At 34.5% G+C, this 17,812-nt stretch carries 17 protein-coding genes and 1 pseudogene; 8 read left to right on the plus strand and 10 right to left on the minus strand.

The window, feature by feature from the left end; translation table 11 throughout:
• Positions 1 to 13: 13 nt before the first annotated feature.
• The 6 genes from spmB to MHH66_RS19055 all read right to left on the minus strand — a co-directional run bounded on the left by spmB (position 14) and on the right by MHH66_RS19055 (position 4,292).
• Complete coding sequence (gene spmB, locus MHH66_RS19030; protein ID WP_002086660.1) at positions 14 to 544, minus strand: spore maturation protein SpmB; 531 nt, start codon at positions 542 to 544, stop codon at positions 14 to 16.
• Positions 541 to 1,137 (minus strand): spore maturation protein SpmA, encoded by a 597-nt coding sequence (spmA, locus tag MHH66_RS19035; protein WP_002086662.1) that lies wholly within the window; start codon positions 1,135 to 1,137, stop codon positions 541 to 543. Before spmA ends, spmB begins: the two co-directional genes overlap by 4 nt.
• Positions 1,130 to 2,254: a D-alanyl-D-alanine carboxypeptidase family protein gene (locus MHH66_RS19040; RefSeq protein WP_078184183.1), complete on the minus strand. Its 1,125-nt coding sequence runs from the start codon at positions 2,252 to 2,254 to the stop codon at positions 1,130 to 1,132. The genes spmA and MHH66_RS19040 overlap by 8 nt, the downstream gene beginning before the upstream one ends.
• A 113-nt stretch (positions 2,255 to 2,367) precedes the next feature.
• Complete coding sequence (locus MHH66_RS19045) at positions 2,368 to 3,282, minus strand: superoxide dismutase (protein WP_002030730.1); 915 nt, start codon at positions 3,280 to 3,282, stop codon at positions 2,368 to 2,370.
• Positions 3,283 to 3,388: 106 nt separating this feature from the next.
• Positions 3,389 to 3,880, minus strand: a complete 492-nt coding sequence (locus MHH66_RS19050; protein ID WP_002086668.1) for a YpuI family protein — start codon at positions 3,878 to 3,880, stop codon at positions 3,389 to 3,391.
• Between the two features lie 22 nt (positions 3,881 to 3,902).
• Complete coding sequence (locus MHH66_RS19055) at positions 3,903 to 4,292, minus strand: hypothetical protein (protein ID WP_078184182.1); 390 nt, start codon at positions 4,290 to 4,292, stop codon at positions 3,903 to 3,905.
• A gap of 186 nt (positions 4,293 to 4,478) precedes the next feature.
• Here MHH66_RS19055 and mprF point away from each other — a divergent pair, with 186 nt between their 5' ends.
• Positions 4,479 to 7,064, plus strand: a complete 2,586-nt coding sequence (mprF, locus tag MHH66_RS19060) for a bifunctional lysylphosphatidylglycerol flippase/synthetase MprF (RefSeq protein WP_078184181.1) — start codon at positions 4,479 to 4,481, stop codon at positions 7,062 to 7,064.
• Positions 7,065 to 7,068: 4 nt separating this feature from the next.
• Here mprF and MHH66_RS19065 read toward each other — a convergent pair whose 3' ends face one another.
• Positions 7,069 to 7,863 carry a hypothetical protein gene (locus tag MHH66_RS19065; protein ID WP_044438004.1) on the minus strand — a complete coding sequence of 265 codons (795 nt, stop codon included), beginning with the start codon at positions 7,861 to 7,863 and terminating at the stop codon, positions 7,069 to 7,071.
• 173 nt (positions 7,864 to 8,036) lie between these two features.
• Here MHH66_RS19065 and deoD point away from each other — a divergent pair, with 173 nt between their 5' ends.
• From deoD to MHH66_RS19085, 4 genes are all read left to right on the plus strand, one after another.
• Positions 8,037 to 8,744, plus strand: a complete 708-nt coding sequence (gene deoD, locus MHH66_RS19070; RefSeq protein ID WP_000110707.1) for a purine-nucleoside phosphorylase — start codon at positions 8,037 to 8,039, stop codon at positions 8,742 to 8,744.
• A gap of 201 nt (positions 8,745 to 8,945) precedes the next feature.
• On the plus strand, positions 8,946 to 10,757 hold the full coding sequence (locus MHH66_RS19075; protein WP_002141011.1) for a sensor histidine kinase: 1,812 nt from the start codon (positions 8,946 to 8,948) through the stop codon (positions 10,755 to 10,757).
• A gap of 107 nt (positions 10,758 to 10,864) precedes the next feature.
• Complete coding sequence (locus MHH66_RS19080) at positions 10,865 to 11,395, plus strand: tyrosine-type recombinase/integrase (RefSeq protein WP_000806230.1); 531 nt, start codon at positions 10,865 to 10,867, stop codon at positions 11,393 to 11,395.
• A gap of 125 nt (positions 11,396 to 11,520) precedes the next feature.
• A complete protein-coding gene (locus tag MHH66_RS19085) occupies positions 11,521 to 11,715 on the plus strand; it encodes a DUF3924 family protein (protein WP_002011737.1) in 195 nt (64 codons plus the stop codon).
• A gap of 81 nt (positions 11,716 to 11,796) precedes the next feature.
• Here the strand turns inward: MHH66_RS19085 and MHH66_RS19090 are convergent, their stop codons facing one another.
• Positions 11,797 to 11,934 carry a hypothetical protein gene (locus tag MHH66_RS19090; RefSeq protein WP_003188136.1) on the minus strand — a complete coding sequence of 46 codons (138 nt, stop codon included), beginning with the start codon at positions 11,932 to 11,934 and terminating at the stop codon, positions 11,797 to 11,799.
• Positions 11,935 to 12,083: 149 nt separating this feature from the next.
• Positions 12,084 to 12,929, minus strand: a complete 846-nt coding sequence (locus tag MHH66_RS19095; protein WP_061688842.1) for a DUF72 domain-containing protein — start codon at positions 12,927 to 12,929, stop codon at positions 12,084 to 12,086.
• A 160-nt stretch (positions 12,930 to 13,089) separates the two neighbouring features.
• Here MHH66_RS19095 and MHH66_RS19100 point away from each other — a divergent pair, with 160 nt between their 5' ends.
• The 3 genes and pseudogenes from MHH66_RS19100 (at position 13,090) to MHH66_RS19110 (ending at position 15,443) form a co-directional block, all read left to right on the plus strand.
• Positions 13,090 to 14,355: an ATP-binding protein gene (locus MHH66_RS19100; protein ID WP_002126365.1), complete on the plus strand. Its 1,266-nt coding sequence runs from the start codon at positions 13,090 to 13,092 to the stop codon at positions 14,353 to 14,355.
• A pseudogene (locus MHH66_RS19105) lies at positions 14,355 to 14,795 on the plus strand (Gly-Xaa-Xaa repeat protein); the annotation flags it as partial. The gene MHH66_RS19100 and the pseudogene MHH66_RS19105, both read left to right, overlap by 1 nt.
• A 219-nt stretch (positions 14,796 to 15,014) precedes the next feature.
• A complete protein-coding gene (locus MHH66_RS19110) occupies positions 15,015 to 15,443 on the plus strand; it encodes a hypothetical protein (RefSeq protein ID WP_002168802.1) in 429 nt (142 codons plus the stop codon).
• Between the two features lie 182 nt (positions 15,444 to 15,625).
• Here MHH66_RS19110 and MHH66_RS19115 read toward each other — a convergent pair whose 3' ends face one another.
• On the minus strand, positions 15,626 to 17,665 hold the full coding sequence (locus tag MHH66_RS19115) for a transglycosylase domain-containing protein (RefSeq protein WP_078184180.1): 2,040 nt from the start codon (positions 17,663 to 17,665) through the stop codon (positions 15,626 to 15,628).
• Between the last annotated feature and the right edge of the window lie 147 nt (positions 17,666 to 17,812).

Here is a 17,812-nt window from a genome sequence, read left to right on the forward strand (position 1 = left end):
AAAATGAATAGCATTACCGAAACAATAGGGAAACAAACACAATTGAACAAATAATTCCGATTAAATCTGCAAAAAGTCCTACCTTTAATGCATCTCCCATTTTTCTAATACCGACAGCCCCAAAGTATACTGTTAATATATAAAAAGTCGTATCTGTGCTACCTTGCATCGTTGAAGCTAACCTACCAATAAACGAGTCTGGCCCATATGTAGCGATTAAGTCGGTCGTAATACTTAAACCAGCAGATCCCGAAATCGGACGTATAAGTGCAAGTGGAACGATTTCGGCTGGTACATGAATAAAGTCTAACATCGGCTTCATTACCGATATCATCGCATCTAAAGCACCTGATGCCCGGAAAATAGAAATAGATACAAGCATTCCAACCATAAACGGCAAAATGGAAACCGCAATTTGAATCCCTTCTTTTCCGCCCTCAACGAACGATTCATACGTTGGAACTTTCTTTATCGTGCCATACAAAAGGATAAAACCAATTACACAAGGAATTACCCATAATGAAATTGTATTTACAATACTCATTTTTTCCGCCCCTTTCTACTCCTTCTCCGGTAAAAATAGCGGTCAATCCAAATCGCGCCAATCATCGATAACACTTGTGCTATAAATGTTACGCCAACGATTTCAGTAGGGTTTGCTGATTCATAAGTCATTCGAATCGAAATGACAGTAGTCGGAATTAATGTAATCGCTGAAGTATTTAATGCTAGAAACGTCACCATAGAACGACTTGCTGAATCCTTTCCACCATTTAACTCTTTCAGTTGTTCCATTGCTTTAATACCTAAAGGTGTTGCTGCATTACCTAACCCAAAAAAGTTCGCCATCATATTTGATAAAATGAATCCCATTGACGGGTGATCCTTCGGTATTTCTGGAAATAATCTTTTTACTATCGGCATAAAAAGTGATACTAACTTCTTTAACAATCCAGCTTCCTCAGCAATTTTCATTAAACCGAGCCAAAATACTAAAACACTAATAAGTCCAATACAAATCGTTACAGCATCTTTTGACCCTTCAAACACTGCTTTGGTCACTTCTTCCATCGTTCCATTTATCATGGCATACACAATCCCTATAACTGCCATCGCTGCCCATACGAGATTAACCATCTATCCCAACACCTATCATGTAAGAGAAGATTTCTTTTACGTTATTCCAATACATTCCTGTTTTAGCTACTAACTTTCGTTTACTGTAAAACAAATTTCGTTCTCCAACTTTCTCGTTCCCTACATAAATTTCTGTCTTCCCAATCTTTACTCCATCCGTAAGTTTTGCACTTTTATCGAGCTCAACTTTCAATAAAACGCTCTTTCTTTCCTCTTCAGTTAAAGGTACAGAAAAACTATTTTTCGTATAAACATGATTGGCATATTTCTTTTCATTTATTTCAGCGAGTGCGCCTTGTCCTAAAACTTTCGCTTGCTTATAGCGTTCAAAGCCTTTATCAAACAAATTCATATGATCATCCCAGTCACTAGAAGCACTCAAAGTTACGACAATTAAATCTAGTCCATCTTTTGAAGCTGTTGTGACAAGCGTCCGTCCTGCTTTCTTCGTAAAACCTGTCTTTCCCCCTGTTGCAAATTCATAATAAGATGTCACAAGCTTATGTTTATTTTTCCAAGGATAATCCCAAGAATCTGATTTATACGTTTTTGTTCCAAAAATTTTCTTAAAGGTCTCGTTCCCCATTGCATATTTCGTTAATAATGCCATGTCATAAGCCGACGAATAATGCGATCCATCCCCATCCAAGCCATGCGGGTTTGAGAAATGCGTATCTTTCATTCCAATTTCTTTCGCCTTTTCATTCATTAAATATACAAATCCTTCTATACTCCCTCCCACATTTTCAGCAATTACTTGTGCTGCATCATTACCAGATCTAAGCATTAATCCGTAAACTAAATCTTCTAACTTAACTTTTTGTCCAGGTTTTAAATAAATTGCCGATCCTTCTACTCGTACCGCTTCATTACTAACCGATACTAATTCTTTCATTTTTCCTGATTCAGCAGCTAACAATGCTGTCATAATTTTTGTTATACTAGCAATTTTTTGTGGCTCATGTTCTAATTTCCCATATAGCACACGACCGGATTGTTGTTCCATTAAGACTGCGTTACGAGCACTGACACCACCGTTCATTTTTGCATATGCAGGAATTGGCATAACGCTTGCGTACATTATAATTAGCGTAATTATTATACAAATTCGTCTCATATTTCCCCCCCACGTCCTTTTGGCACTTTTTGTACAAGTGTATGCTTGGCCTTTTAAAATATGAACGAAATCTTCCTTCCACCTCCACTAAAAAAGACGCATGAGATATGCGTCTAATACGGTGTCCATTCAATTTGCTTCGCACTTTCAAATCTCTTTTCTACATCTGGCCAATTTACAACATTCCACCAATTTTTAATATATTCATCTTTTCGATTTTGATATTGTAAATAATACGCATGTTCCCATACATCCAGTACAAGGAGTGGTATCGTATCCCACTGTGTAAACAATTGATGAAGCGTGCTTTGCAAAATTTCTAACCTTCCTGAACGGGGTACCCATACAAGAATTGCCCATCCTGAACCTTCCACTTTAGAAGCTGCTTCCGTGAAATGCTTTTGAAAACGTAAAAAACTTCCGAAATCTTGCTCAATTTGTTGTGAAAAAGCCCCTCTCGGACTTCCACCACCATCTTTTTTCATGTTATTCCAAAATATCGTGTGTAAGTAATGACCTGATCCATGAAAAGCCGCTTCTCTTTCCCAATGCTTAATTAAATCAAATTGATTTGTTTTTCTCGCTTCTTCCATCATCTTCTCTGCTTTATTTAATCCTTCCACGTAACTACGATGGTGTTTATCATGGTGTAACATCATAATTTCTCGTGAAATGTACGGTTCTAGCGCATTATATGGATAAGGTAATGGCGGAAGGGTATGCCCCCCAATCGGAACAGCTCGTTCGCTATCCCCTCTTTCACATAGTTCATATTCCTCTCCTTCTTGCATAAATACTTCCTGTAAATGGTGTTGAATATGTTCTACATCATCACTTATTTCATACATAAACTCGGCATCTGTGTCGTATTCATGCTCTTTCATACGCTCTAATAACGTTTGAATTTTATAAGCAAGCATATGGACATCATACACTTCCATTGCACGGCTATCTAATACTTGAAGAACACTTTCACACCAGCTTTCTACTTCATGAAAGTAATCTGTAAATACACCTTGCTGACTCATGTCACACCTCCTTGATGCTATCCACTTTAACTATATTCAATTAAAATCCCTTATATAACTGGACAAAAGGAAAAGAAGCTAAGTATCCTTAGCTTCTTTTCCTTAATTAATATTTGTGCAACATTTTTGTTTGGTAATCTGTCTCATAATATTCTAGTTCTTCACGCATCAATTGAAATTTCCCTTCTAAATCCTTCATCATTCGTTCTATAGATCCAGGGGGGATTTGCTGAAAAACAATAGAATTTTTCCCTGTATAAGCAGAACGACTATTTTCATACCAATGATCATTCTTTGGCGAAAAAAACTCTGCAATTACTTGATGGTAAATCTTATATAAAACTGTTTCAGCTGCGGTCTTTCGAAATGGTTGGCTATTCAACAAAACAAAACATGCATCAAGTCCTTCTTCACAAAAAACAAGAAGTCTTCTTATTGATGCTAATATCCCTTTATAGTATTGCTCGTTTCCTGTTGGTGTCTCCTCCAATAAAGAAGGTAACGTATGATAATTTACATAATTAGTTATCAAGGAAATTACATCTTCTAAAAATATAGAAACTTGTTCTGTTTGATTTTCAACCATCAAATTAGACATGGCTTCTCTCTCCTTTGCCGTTTTACGCTATTTCTACTCTTTTATTTTTATGTAATTCAGCTAATATTTCTTGTACTTTCACCACTGTTCCCTCATCAAAGTATCGTTGAAAGTCTGTTACTTCATTGAGATACAAGCGCTTCTGCGCGCGTAGCTCTTTATCTTTCACTAAACAAGCGATCGCTACAATATCTCGTAAATATACGTCTTGTTCTTCTACTTTATAAACTGGATTTCCTTCAAAAGGGATAATTTCTTGTAAAATTTCTTCAAAATATCGAACATATAAGACAGAAAAGGTTTTCTCTTGATTATTTAATATATATGTTACTTCAGATCTATTAAAAAAATCTTCTGATGTATTCGGTTTTTCTTTTTCTAACTCATATCCTGCATAACCTATTATAATCATCTAATTCCCCTCTCTTCCTTCTTTCACCTTATCTTAACTCAATTTTCTAATAAACGAAATATTCTTTTAAATATAACCTATATAAAAAATAGCTTCCCTATACAGGAATTTACCTTTTTATTTTTCTTGAAGTTTGTCATAATAATATTATTGTCTCAGTTTTCTTACACAAGGAGAGTTGTATTTATGTCGTTTTCATGGAAACGTTTCTTACAAATCGGGAAAATAATCTTCCCATTTGTTGTCTTAACAATTGTTTTCTTTCAAGCTAAAAAAGAATTAGCAGGCATTTCTTTTTTAGAAGCAATTGAAACAATTAAAAACATTCCAACTGGTGGGGTATTTTTAGCGATTACACTCGGTGCATTTGCCGTTTCAACAATGTTCTTTTATGACTTTGTTATGCTTCGTTACTTAAAAGCAGATATACCTGTACAAAAGATCTTCCGCATCTCATGGATTGCCAACACTTTAAATGGATTTATCGGTTTTGGTGGTCTTGTTGGTGCCGGTGTACGTACAATGCTATATCGTCCGCATATAAAAGATAATGGAAAACTTATTAAAAGTATTGCTTGGATGACAACCGCTTTTATTAACGGATTAGCCATTCTGTCATTCCTCGGCCTTATTGGAATATTAGACACTAGTTTTATTCTGCACGAAAAACCGTGGTTATGGCCTGTTCTTATCTTCTTTGCTCTTTTCGTTCCTATATATATTGGGTTTTCTAAAATTAAAAATAGAAAAACAAAACAGCTAGACGGACAAGAGGAAGAAGAAGAAGAGAAAAATCCAACTGTTTTATATTCATTAGTTTCATTAGTCGAGTGGGTATCTGCCGGTATCGTTATGTACGTCATTTTAATATTGTTTGGAATTGATATCGAATTTCAAAAGTTTTTAGGTGTTTACGTAATTGCTGCTTTAGCTGGTGTCGTAAGTCTTGTTCCTGGTGGCCTTGGTTCATTTGACCTTGTTTTCTTAACTGGACTAGGACAATACGGCGTTGATACAGGCGTATTACTACCTGCTATGTTATTATACCGCCTTGTCTATTACATCTTACCATTCTGCCTAGGTCTCATTTTTGCAGCCTTTGAAATGACAGGAGCTGCCATAAAAAAAATTGAAGATAAACCATTTATTGCACCTGCGTTAGAAACAACTGGTGTAATTTGGACTTTACAACGTGATTTTTTAGGGAAATTAGGTTCATGGGCATCCGCCGCTTTAACAGTATTCGCTGGCTTAATGGTTATTCTATCAACAATTTTACCGACTAGTATAAATCGAGCTCACGCCTTACATATTTTAGCTCCAAAGCACCTTATTCAATTTTCTTTTAGCTTATCATTAACATTCGGTATTCTCCTCCTGATTCTTTCGCGAGGCATATATTATGGAACAAAGCGTTCTTACTATATGACGATTGTTTCTTTAATTGGAGCAGCAATCTTTAATACCCTAAAAGGAATTGACATTGAAGAAACCTTTATTTTATTAATCGTACTTGCTGTGTTGTATATGCTTCGTAAAAGATTTATACGCGAGAAAATGGAAGTCTCACTTTCTGATATCGTAAAAGTATTTATCTTCTTATTACTTACGTTATATTTATATAAAAACTTAGGTATTTTATTTGCGGGTGCAAAAGAAGCGTTCCAACCTGATTTTGTCGTTCGAAATATTACACAAGTTAAACGAAGTGCATTAGCAGCAGCCTTTTTCGTTCCTACTTTTTTACTTATCGGCTCACTAATTGCCAATCGTTACCGTAGTGAATTTCCCGGGCAACCAGCTAATGATAAAAGGTTAGAAAACTTCTTAGATGAACATGGCGGGAATGTACTTAGTCATTTAGGTTTTTTAGGGGATAAACAGTTCTTCTTCAGTAGTGACGGAAAAGCACTTCTTCTCTTTTCAATTACTGGAAAACGTCTTGTTGTACTAGGTGATCCAATTGGTGATCCATCCTCCTACCGCACTGTATTGCAAGAATTTTTGACTGAAGCTGATCGATTTGGGTATATTTGCGTATTCTATCAAATTGAAAGCAAATGGATGAGCTTATACCACGATTTTGGCTACAACTTCTTTAAACTTGGTGAAGAGGCTGTCGTTGATTTAAATACGTTTACAATAACAGGAAAGAAACGTGCTGGTATGCGAGCCACTTTCAACCGTTTTGAACGAGAAGGTTATACATTCTCTATTCATGAGCCACCATTCTCAGACGAATTATACGAGGAATTAAAGAAAGTTTCTGATGCTTGGCTCGGCGGAAAAAAAGAGAAAGGATTTTCACTTGGGTACTTCGATCGCGAGTATATTAGTCGTGCCCCTATCGCTACATTATCTGATGCAGAAGGAAAAATCATTGCATTCACAACCTTTATGCCAGTATATCAAAGTGGCATATTATCTGTTGATTTAATGCGTTATTATCCAGATGCCCCTAGCGGAATTATGGATGCAATTTTTATCCACTTATTCCACTGGGCAAAAGAAAATGAATACCATTCCTTTAATATTGGTATGGCACCACTCTCAAATGTCGGTTTATCAACGCAATCGTTCTGGTCTGAACGAGTTGCTGCTGCAATATTTAATAACGTTCGTTACACATATAGCTTCAGCGGTTTACGACATTTTAAAGAAAAATACAAACCTGCATGGAGTGGAAAGTATTTAGCATTTCGAAAGAATCATTCTTTACCAATTACAATGCTCGCTGTAACAAAATTAATAGGAAAACGAAAAAACAGCTAAGTACTTAGCTGTTTTTTCGTTTTTGCACTTGTATACTAAACTCCTTTTCATACTTCTTACCATTTATATAGAAATCCCCCCATATTTTATATGTTCCTTCTTCTGGAAATGTAATACGATATTGTAATTGCTCATCCGTATCAACAGGAATGGCATATAAAAAATGTCCCCTCGTTTCATCAACGATATATAGCGCGTTGACTTCGCCTCTCCCTGAATTTAATTTCAGCTTTTCTCCCTTTTTCGCTTGAAACTGAAATGTTAATGTCGTTGCCTCATTCGGATGTAATGCACCAAATAAAAGAGACACTTGATGCTCTCCTATATTTTTTGTAAGTACAGTATCGACAGGTAGTTTCTTTTTATTCTTGTCCTTGTTTGTCTCCTTTTTTTCTTCACCAAAATCTTTCTTAGCAAATGATTCCACGGACTTGTTTTCATTTTCATACAAAAATATCGTGTACCCTTCACCTTTTGCTACATCTGAAGATAGCTTATACGATCCATTTCCAGCAAATATAGGCTTCGTTTGTTGTATGTTTTTCAAATTCCCATCCACTATCACTGCTCGAATTTGATCATTCACACCACGAACTTCATTATTCATTTTATTTAGCAATTGAAACGAAATATCGGCTTTTTCATTTCCCTTTTTATTTTTCACATCCCATTTCACTTCTTGAACATCTCCGGTCGTTTCTACAGTTTCTTGATATTTTTTTATGTAAAATCCTCCTGCCACAATAAGTACTAGTGCAATAAGCCCAATGACAAGATTTTTCAAAATATCACCTACCATTTTTATTGTCTTTATCCATGCAAAACATCTTAAATATATATTCTAGATTATGATTTATGAAATCCTCCTCTTTTGCACATATTACAAATAAAAAAGATTTTAATTGAAAGGAGTCGTAGTGTATAATGCAAATGATATTGATTTCTATCAATACATTATAAGGAGGATTTTTCATGAGTGTACATATTGAAGCAAAACAAGGCGAAATTGCTGAATCTATTCTATTACCTGGTGATCCATTACGTGCAAAATATATTGCTGAAACATTTTTAGAGGATGTTACTTGTTATAATAACGTGCGTGGCATGTTAGGTTTTACTGGAACTTACAAAGGAAAGCGTGTATCTGTTCAAGGTACAGGCATGGGTGTTCCTTCTATTTCTATTTATGTAAACGAATTAATTCAAAGCTACGGAGTGAAAAATTTAATTCGTGTTGGGACATGTGGTGCAATTCAAAAAGATGTTAAGGTACGTGACGTTATTATTGCGATGACAGCTTGTACAGATTCTAATATGAATCGCTTAACATTCCCGGGTTTTGATTTTGCTCCTGCTGCAAACTTTGATCTTTTAAAGAAAGCTTACGATGCTGGAACAGAAAAAGGATTACACGTTCGTGTTGGTAACGTATTAACAGCAGATGTATTTTATCGTGAGAGCATGGACATGGTTAAAAAACTTGGAGATTACGGTGTATTAGCAGTAGAGATGGAGACGACTGCTCTTTACACATTAGCAGCTAAATATGGTGTAAATGCATTATCTGTATTAACAGTAAGCGACCATATCTTCACTGGTGAAGAAACAACATCTGAAGAGCGTCAAACTACATTTAACGAAATGATTGAAATCGCTTTAGATGCAGCAATTCAGCAATAGTACACTAAAGAACTCGTCATACGTCTGGCGAGTTCTTTTTTATGCTAAAATACTTCTATAGTCACTGTACCGTCTCTTTATGTGACTTTCTATAAAAAACTACTTTAGAGAGAGACAGATTTATCCCCTCTACTTTTTTGTAACCTTTGTTATAATTAAGAAATCATTTATATTACAGTATTTTTCATACGAGGTGAAACAGTGAAGAACAGAAGCATCGTCTTTAAACTATTTTTATTAACATCAACTTTATTTACAATCATATTTCTCCTTTTTTTCCTTGGACAATCTCTATTTTTAGAGAAGTTTTATATTAATAAAAAAGTAAAAACCGTTCAAACGGCTTTTGAAAAATTCGTAGATAATTATGAAAAAAGCGACAAAAGTTTTGAGGAAATCAGAAAGCTAAAACAAGAATTTCACGATAAAACGAATGCTGAAATGCAATTTTTAGATTCTAACGGCATTATTAAAAGTGAAAACAATTACTACATTGAGGTAATTAACCCTAATAACAATAAAACCTATTCCATCCCACTTAATAATCTTTTAACACCCGAAGAATATAATAAATTCGAAAATTTAGGCTTAAAAAAAGAGGGCATGATTCACGTAGAGGGATTTTTACAAGATAATATAATAACGCCACTAGAACTGACGACTAATTATAATCGATGGCGAAATGAAAATGTCAATTCGGATTTTCAAACAATTAGTGGTAACCCCTCTAAAAATAGACTCACAAATCGATATAAAACTACGTCTCAGATCAGTTTTACCGGTGTGATATCTAAATTACATATCCCTTCCAAATCTGAGGTTCGCCTTGCAAATGATTTTGAAACATTACAAGCTGTTGAATATTTTGCAAGCACTATTAGACAAGGTACTTCTAATTCAAATCAATTAAACACGTATATTTTAGATAGTGGGGAAAATATAAAAAACAGTGTCTTTGTAAAGCCTATTATGGAAAACGGAAAAACTAAGGAGTACGCTTTTGTGATAGCATCTTTACAACCTGTGAATGAAGCAATGCTCGTTTTAAAAGATTATTATGTCTATGCCTTAATTATCGTGTTTCTCGTTATTATTTTGTTATCCTTCTACTACTCAAAAATCATTGTTAAACCATTAATTAAGATAAATCGTGTTACAAAAAAAATGGCCAACTTTGATTTTAGCGAGAAGTTACCTGTTACAGCAGACGATGAAATTGGCGGGTTATCAAGTGGTATTAATACACTCTCTGTAAATTTAAAAGATCGAATCGACCGATTAAATGTTGCTAATACAAAATTACAACAAGATATTGAACGCGAACGTCAATTGGAAAAAACGAGAAAAGAATTCATTTCTGGTGTATCTCATGAATTAAAAACACCACTTAGTGTTATTCGTAGCTTCGCTGAAGGTATTCAAGATGGCGTAAGTAAAGATACGACATATTATACAAATGTTATTTTGGAAGAGACAGATAATATGAACAGGCTCATTGTTGAAATGTTAGAATTAGCAAAACTAGAATCAGGTACGTACAAACTAGAAATGTCGACATTCTCGATCGGTGAATTAATTCAACAAGTCTATACAAAATTATTATTTAGCATGGAGGAAAAACATTTACAAGTGGACATCCATGCTGACTCTTCTCTATTTGTTAAAGCAAATCGTAGCCGTATTGAGCAAGTCGTTGTAAACTTACTTAGCAATGCAATTCGATATACTCCAGATGGTGAAAAAATACACGTCTCTATTATAGAAACGGAAGATACAGTGAAAATCAAAATTGAAAACACAGGTAATCCTATTCCAGAAGAAAGCCTTGAAAAAATTTGGGATCGCTTCTACCGTTTAGATGCTTCTCGTAGCCGTCATACTGGAGGTACTGGCCTTGGGTTATCCATTGTGAAAAACATTTTAGATCTCCATCACGCTGAATACGGCGTGTATAATACCACTAATAGCGTTGTATTTTATTTTAATTTACAAAAAGTAAAAGAAGTCAAATAATTTGTCTTAATTTCACTAGGAGTTCACATGAAATTCACACTCTCCCTTTATAGTAAGAAACAAGTTAATCCTTTCCTTTACACATATAAAAGAGGAGAGTGCGTGAAATGAAACAAGCAGGACAACCTATTCAAAATGAAAAACAATTAGAAACTATCAAAAATATACTTTTACAATCTTCGAAACGTGATGGCTTATTATTCGTATTAGCTGTAAATTCTGGCTTAAAAGTAAGTGAAATCTTACAATTAAAAGTTAGTGATGTAATCGATGAAGACGAAAATGTTCGCCATTCCATTTTATTTTACAATGAAAAAGTAAAGAAACATAAATGGTTTGCTGTAAATGAAGACTTACAGCACGCAATCGAAGACTACATGAAAGAACGTAAAACTTGGAAACGTAATGAACCATTATTAAAGTCTCAAAAAGGAACAAAGTCTATTACGAGACAACATGCATGGTACATTTTAAACAAAGCTGCAAAAGAAGTTGGATTAGAAGGGATTAGCTCACATACACTTCGAAAAACTTGGGGCTATTGTGCATACAAATCAGGTGTTGATATTGCATTTTTACAACACTTCTTTGATCACAGTACTCCATCCAAAACTTTAAAGTATATCGGTATTGCTTAATAACTCTTATACATAAAAAGGTTACCATTTGTAAATTTGGTAACCTTTTTTATGTTTCATATTCTCTTTTCTTGTCTTGTCTCTCCTATACTGTAGTGGTACTCTAATAGTAAGGGGGAGAAATTATGAACACATTAACAATTGAATTACCGAAAGAAACGGCTGAAAAACTTGATTTATTAAAGAAATCTTATGAAAAGAAAACAGGTGCTACAATTTCTGAAAGCACTCTCGTTCAAACACTTATCTCAAAGGAATTTATCCAAGCGATAACTCCTTTTGATTTACAACAAATCATCAATGGAAAAGAACAGCAGTAATTGCTGTTCTTTTTTTATTACTATTTAAAATATAAAATGAAACTTTAATCAGTGGGGGTTTTGTTCATCCCCCACTGATTATTAGCCTTCACCAATCGGGCGTTTACGGGCAGCAGGGCTCCCACCTAACTTCTTTGCTCCAGCCGAATTTTGAGGTAGGAGTTTTACTGCCGCAAATAGCGGGATAAAAAGTTTTTTACTTATTTTCCGAAAAACCATTGACAATGATAATGATAACCATTATCATTTATTATGAAGCCAACAATTGATGAATCAACCAAACGCTCAGTAACATTGTTACCCCTCTTTTTCATATAGAAAGGCACTGTACATTCCCCCTGTTTGTACAGTGCCTTTCTTGTTTATCATCATTCAAACAAATTTAATTGCTCAGGCTTCGGCTCACCATATGTAATGTTCATCATTTTCATAAGCTGTTTCGCATTATCCGCTGCATCTCCACCCGAATTATTATTAAACAATACAAATATATCCTTCGTCTTCTTTTTCAATCGCTCTAATCGTTCTACCCATTCCGCCAATTCTTTACTATTATAACGATATAAACAGCGAACCGCTCTCCAATTTTCTCCTTTATCCAGCCAACCATGAACATTTCGGCCATGAAAACGTATTAACGCCATGTCCGAGTTTGTTGCATCTAATACAAGCGGTACTGATCCTATTCCAGCCTGAGGCTCATCGCAAATTGTATGAATCCAGTTTTCTTTTTCTAAAAACTGTAACGTCTTATCTCTCATTTCTGGATAAAACCATGTTTGATTTCGAAATTCTATTGCACATGGTAAATCTTCCATTTTTTCTTTCGTGTATCGAAGTAAATCTACATTTTTCACTTTACAATCAAACCATGGTGGATATTGAAATAAAATCATTTTTAATTTATTTGTTTCTATTAAAGGAAGAATGGATTGTTTATACACATCAAACATCTCATCGAACGTAGAAAAAGGGATTTCCCCTTTCATATGTCCTGTCATTCCTTGATAGGCTTTTACTATAAAAGAAAAATCTTTCGGCGTTTCCATCGCCCATTTTGTATAATTCCGCGTAGGTTGTATCGCATAAAATGAACTATCTACTTCCACAATGGGAAAATGTTCACTATAAGTTCGCAATTTATTTCTATTTTCATAGGGATTTATATATAAAGAATCATGATCTCCCCACCCTGTCACTCCAATGAAAAGCAAATATATCCCTCCCTTTTTAACTTCACCTTCTATCCATTCTACTCACTTCCCGGACATTTCAGCTAATCAATTTCATTAAGTAGCCCCTTCTTTAAGAGTATCCGTATAAAAATATGATATACTAAATGGAAGAATTTTTAAATTGAGGGGTTATTTATTTATGCTTCCAAACGATGATATTGTATCTCATGAAAAACGAATAGAAGAACTAGAAAATAAAGTGCGGTTATATGAAGAGCTTGTGAATCAATTACCACATCATTTCACATACAAAAATCCACATATTGGTTTACAAATAAAGAAAACGAGAACGACTCATTCCATTCAAAACATACAAAAAGAGAATAAAAAGGCTGATTTTCAACTTACTTGCGATTCATTATTTTTATTTGAACAACTTGAAACATACTTTGTTCATATTTTTGATGCTTTTTCACATCATGTCACCTTTGTTGATAGTAAAGGAAATATAACTTTATGTAATCAAGCTGCAGCAGATGATTTTGGTGTAGTACGAAATGATATAATTGGAAAGCCAATTCAACAATTACTAAACTTGCCAGAAGAACAAATTAAAGCGATTGAAACATTAAGAACAGGAACAGAAATATATAATGAAGAAGTGTTAGACAAAAACTATGGTATTTTAAACAATCGAATTATTCGGGATTATAACGGAGAGATTTTTAGAGTTATTAGTGTCTTCCATTATTTAAACACAGAACGTGATGCAGAAAAATTTTCATTAGCAGGACGAATCGCAGCTGGGATTGCTCATGAAGTACGAAATCCCCTTACAACGGTACGTGGATACTTGCAATTTCTACAAGATAACGTTTCTCCATCCAATAAAGAATTGTTTAAAAGTCTACTCATTCCTGAACTAGATCGTGCAAATAGTATTATCACAAAATTTTTAGCCATTTCAAAAACACGTGAATTTACTAGAGAACCTTTTCCCATCAATACGTTTTTACGCGAATATATTCAACAACTACTTGCTAGTGAAGTTTTTTTACACAACATTTCTATTGACTATGAATTTTCTACGGAATTAGATGGTGTACTTGTCAATATCGATCGTCATGAACTTGTGCAAGTTTTTTTAAATTTATTTCAAAATGCTATCGATGCTCGAGGCGAAAGACCTCTTTCCATTCAAATCTCTAGTTATCGCCTAGATAACTTTGTTCGGATTACTTTCACAGATAACGGAACTGGGGTTCCTCCAGCTATTCAAGAATATATCTTTGATCCATTCTTCTCAACAAAAGATTCAGGAACAGGACTGGGCTTGTCAGTAACGAAGAAAATTATTCAAAATCATAACGGTACATTAAAAATGTCTAGTAATCAAAACGGTACAACTTTCACTATTTCTATTCCAATTTTACCTAAAGCGAACTATGAACGAATTAATCATTAGGTCCGGCTGGTACTACTGGCGCTACTGGACCGTCGGGCACACCACTCCCTGTAACTATAGCAGCAATAGGAAATTCTAATCCACAAACTATATCACCTGGAACGAATATCCAATTTAATCAAGTTTTCGAACTAAATAATCTCATTTTTAATGACACTTCAGATACTTTAACTATTTTAGAAACAGGAGTATACGATATTAGTTTCTCAGCATCTACAACCTTCCCGGGTTCTTCACCATTTGGATTCGGTATTTCATTCAATGGTCAACCACCTACTCGTAATTTTTCAACTAACGTTATCGGTAGTGCGGTTTCTTTCTCCACAATTGTTACTTTAACAGTTGGTACAACAATCTCTGTACAACCTACAGTAAATACTATTTCCATCCCTAACACTGGTGACACAACAGCTACACTATCAGTCTTCCGAATTTACTAATTTTAGTTTTCATTTTATTTTTGAACGACCAAGAATGTTTGATTTATAGTAATTTGTATTATTTTGATTGTATGTTAAATCTTTCTTTTAATAAAAAGGAGCACTTATTTTGGAGGATAAGTGCTCCTTCTTTACGTTTCTTTACTTCAAATTTACTCTAGCTTAATCCTCTTTTTGTATGATGAATAGTGAAGACAAAGACATGAAAGAGGGATGACAATGCGAATTATATCACTGACACGTTTTTGGTTTGTTCTTATGGTATGCATAATTTTATGTATAGGGTTTCTTTTAACTCTAAACTATTCAAATGTTTCAAAAGCAGAAAGAAAAACAATTCCATACGAACTTCTGTATACAAAACAAAACAATATCCCGTATTCCTCTTCCACACAAAATGAAAAAAAAGTTATAAAAGGAATGCTTATTACAGAAGCTTCTAGTTATGAAAACCTACTTCAAATCGCTGAAACGATTAAAGATCAATATAAAAATAAAGACGTTGATGAAATAACACTCTCTATCCATAATGAAAATACTGGAAATTTCGAAGAGGAATTGCCATATGAACCCATTAGTAAAGGAATAATAACCGTCACGTATGATTCTCAATCCTTCGGTAGGACCAATGTTACGCTAAATAAATAAATAAACTGAAGCTTTAATCCGTGGCGCTTTTCCCATCTCCACGGATTATTAAGTTAAACCCATCAAATTTTTATAGGCAGCTCGATTCTCACCTAACTTCTTTTCTGTTGCCACATTTTGAACCGAGATAAAACCGCTCATTTCTCATAAAAAAGAGGCGAACTCGTTATTCGCCTCTTTTTTTACCAAAATGGAATCCACTCTTTCACTTTATCTATCCATTCACTTTGCTGTTCTTTTCTTTGTTGTTCCTCTTCTTTTCGTTTTTTCTCTTCTTCTTTCCTTCGTTTTTCTTCCTCAATCGTTTTTAATTGTTTTGTATAATCCGCCTCAGGTATTAGTGATAACTGAAATGCCTTTTGAGTTGGATTTCCATTCGCTTTCTTCATAATATCCCGGAACATTGTCGTTGTAATTTGGCTGCCTCCTGGCACATAATGCTCACTATCCGTTTTATCATACCCTACCCAAATCGCACCTACTAAATCCGGTGTGTATCCAACAAACCACGAATCCTTCGCACCAGTGCTTGGTCCATTTACAAGCTGGGTAGTCCCTGTCTTGCCTGCGGTATCGATATTATTAACTTTCGCTTTTTCACCTGTTCCCCTTTCAATAACACCTTTTAATAAGTATGTCATCTTTTGGGCAACTTTCTCGTTCGTCACACGAGTTTCTTTCTTATACCATTTTCCAATTATTTTCCCTTCCGCATTTTGGATTTCTCTAATGGCATGAGCTTCTACTTGGACACCATCATTTGCAAGTGCGCTATACGCTTGAGCCATTACAAATGGTGAAGTCCCTACATGCATACCTCCTAAAGCAATCGGATACGTATGGTCTTCAGGCTCTAATGGAATACCAAACCGCTCTAAAGATTTCAATCCTTTATCTAATCCAATTTTCTCTAATAGCCAAACTGCTGAAACATTATATGACTTTGCCACCGCTTCATACATCGTCACATTACCATGGAACGTATGATCACTATTTTGTGGTGCATATTCTTTAATATTAAACGGTTCATCTTTTAAGACATCGTATACTTCATATCCTTGTTCTAACGCTGGTACATACACTGCAAGAGGCTTTAACGTTGAACCTGGCTGTCTTTTTAATTGTGTTGCATGATTAAACTGTAAAAATTGATAAGGACCTCTGCCTCCAACTAAAGCCGGAACACCGCCAGTTTTTGGATTCATAAGGACCACTCCAGTTTGCATAAGCTGATCTGAGCCACTATCTTTAAAATAACTATCATTATTCACAACATCTTCAACCGCTTGTTGTTTTTTCGAGTCAAGTTCCGTATAAATACGATAGCCACCTGCTAAAATTTCATTTTGTGTTAATTCATACTTGTCCATCGCTTCTCTAACAATATAATCTACGTATTGAGAATATTTTCCCTTATATTTATCGTCAACACCACGTCGTAATACAAGACCTGATTCTTTCTCCTGATTATATTGTTCTTCAGAAATATATCCTTGCTCCTTCATTAAACCTAATACGACATTACGTCTTTCAATTGATTTATTAAAGTTTTTATACGGCGAATACGCAGATGGCGCTTTAATTAATCCTGCAATCGTTGCAGCTTCTGAAATCGTTAAGTCTTTTACTTCTTTATCAAAATAAGATTTAGCTGCTCTTTTTATCCCCCAAGCACCTTCACCAAAATAAATTTGATTCATATACATTTCAACAATTTCATCTTTCGTATAAGTACGTTCTATTTTTTTCGTTAGAAAATATTCCTTTATTTTACGCGAGAATGTACGGTCTTGCGTTAAAAATACATTTTTCGCAAGTTGTTGTGTAATTGTACTACCACCTGCCACAACTTCACCGGCTGTAATGTTCTTAAATACAGCACTTATAATTCCACTATAGTAAATACCATGATGACTAAAAAATTCCTTATCTTCTACTGCAACAATTGCTTGAACCATAATATCAGGAATATCTTTCCTTTTGACCCCTTCTGTTTTAGAAGAAGCTAATTTAGTCGCAACTTCATTATTTGCATCATAAATTAAAGTCGGTTGTGGAACAGCTTGTTTTAATTCAGATATATCTTGAATGGAAATTATTATATTTACAACAATAAATAGAGTAGCAAGTAAACTTCCCAATACAATTAATGAATTGCGTAGTTTCTTCCTCTTATTGAACCACTCAAGCGTTTTTTTAAAGTGAGTGTTCTTCAATTTCATTGGTTCACTTCCTTCATTTGTTTACACTCTTTTTTTTAAAAGGAAGAATATACCTCCTTTTAAATTTATTATAATAACGTAGTCGTTCCTATAGTGTAAAGCTTTTCTTTCACATTCATACTTTTTGCAAGAAAAGGACATTCTACA

Source organism: Bacillus sp. FSL H8-0492 (assembly GCF_038006145.1).
Classification (GTDB): Bacteria; Bacillota; Bacilli; order Bacillales; family Bacillaceae_G; genus Bacillus_A; species Bacillus_A mycoides.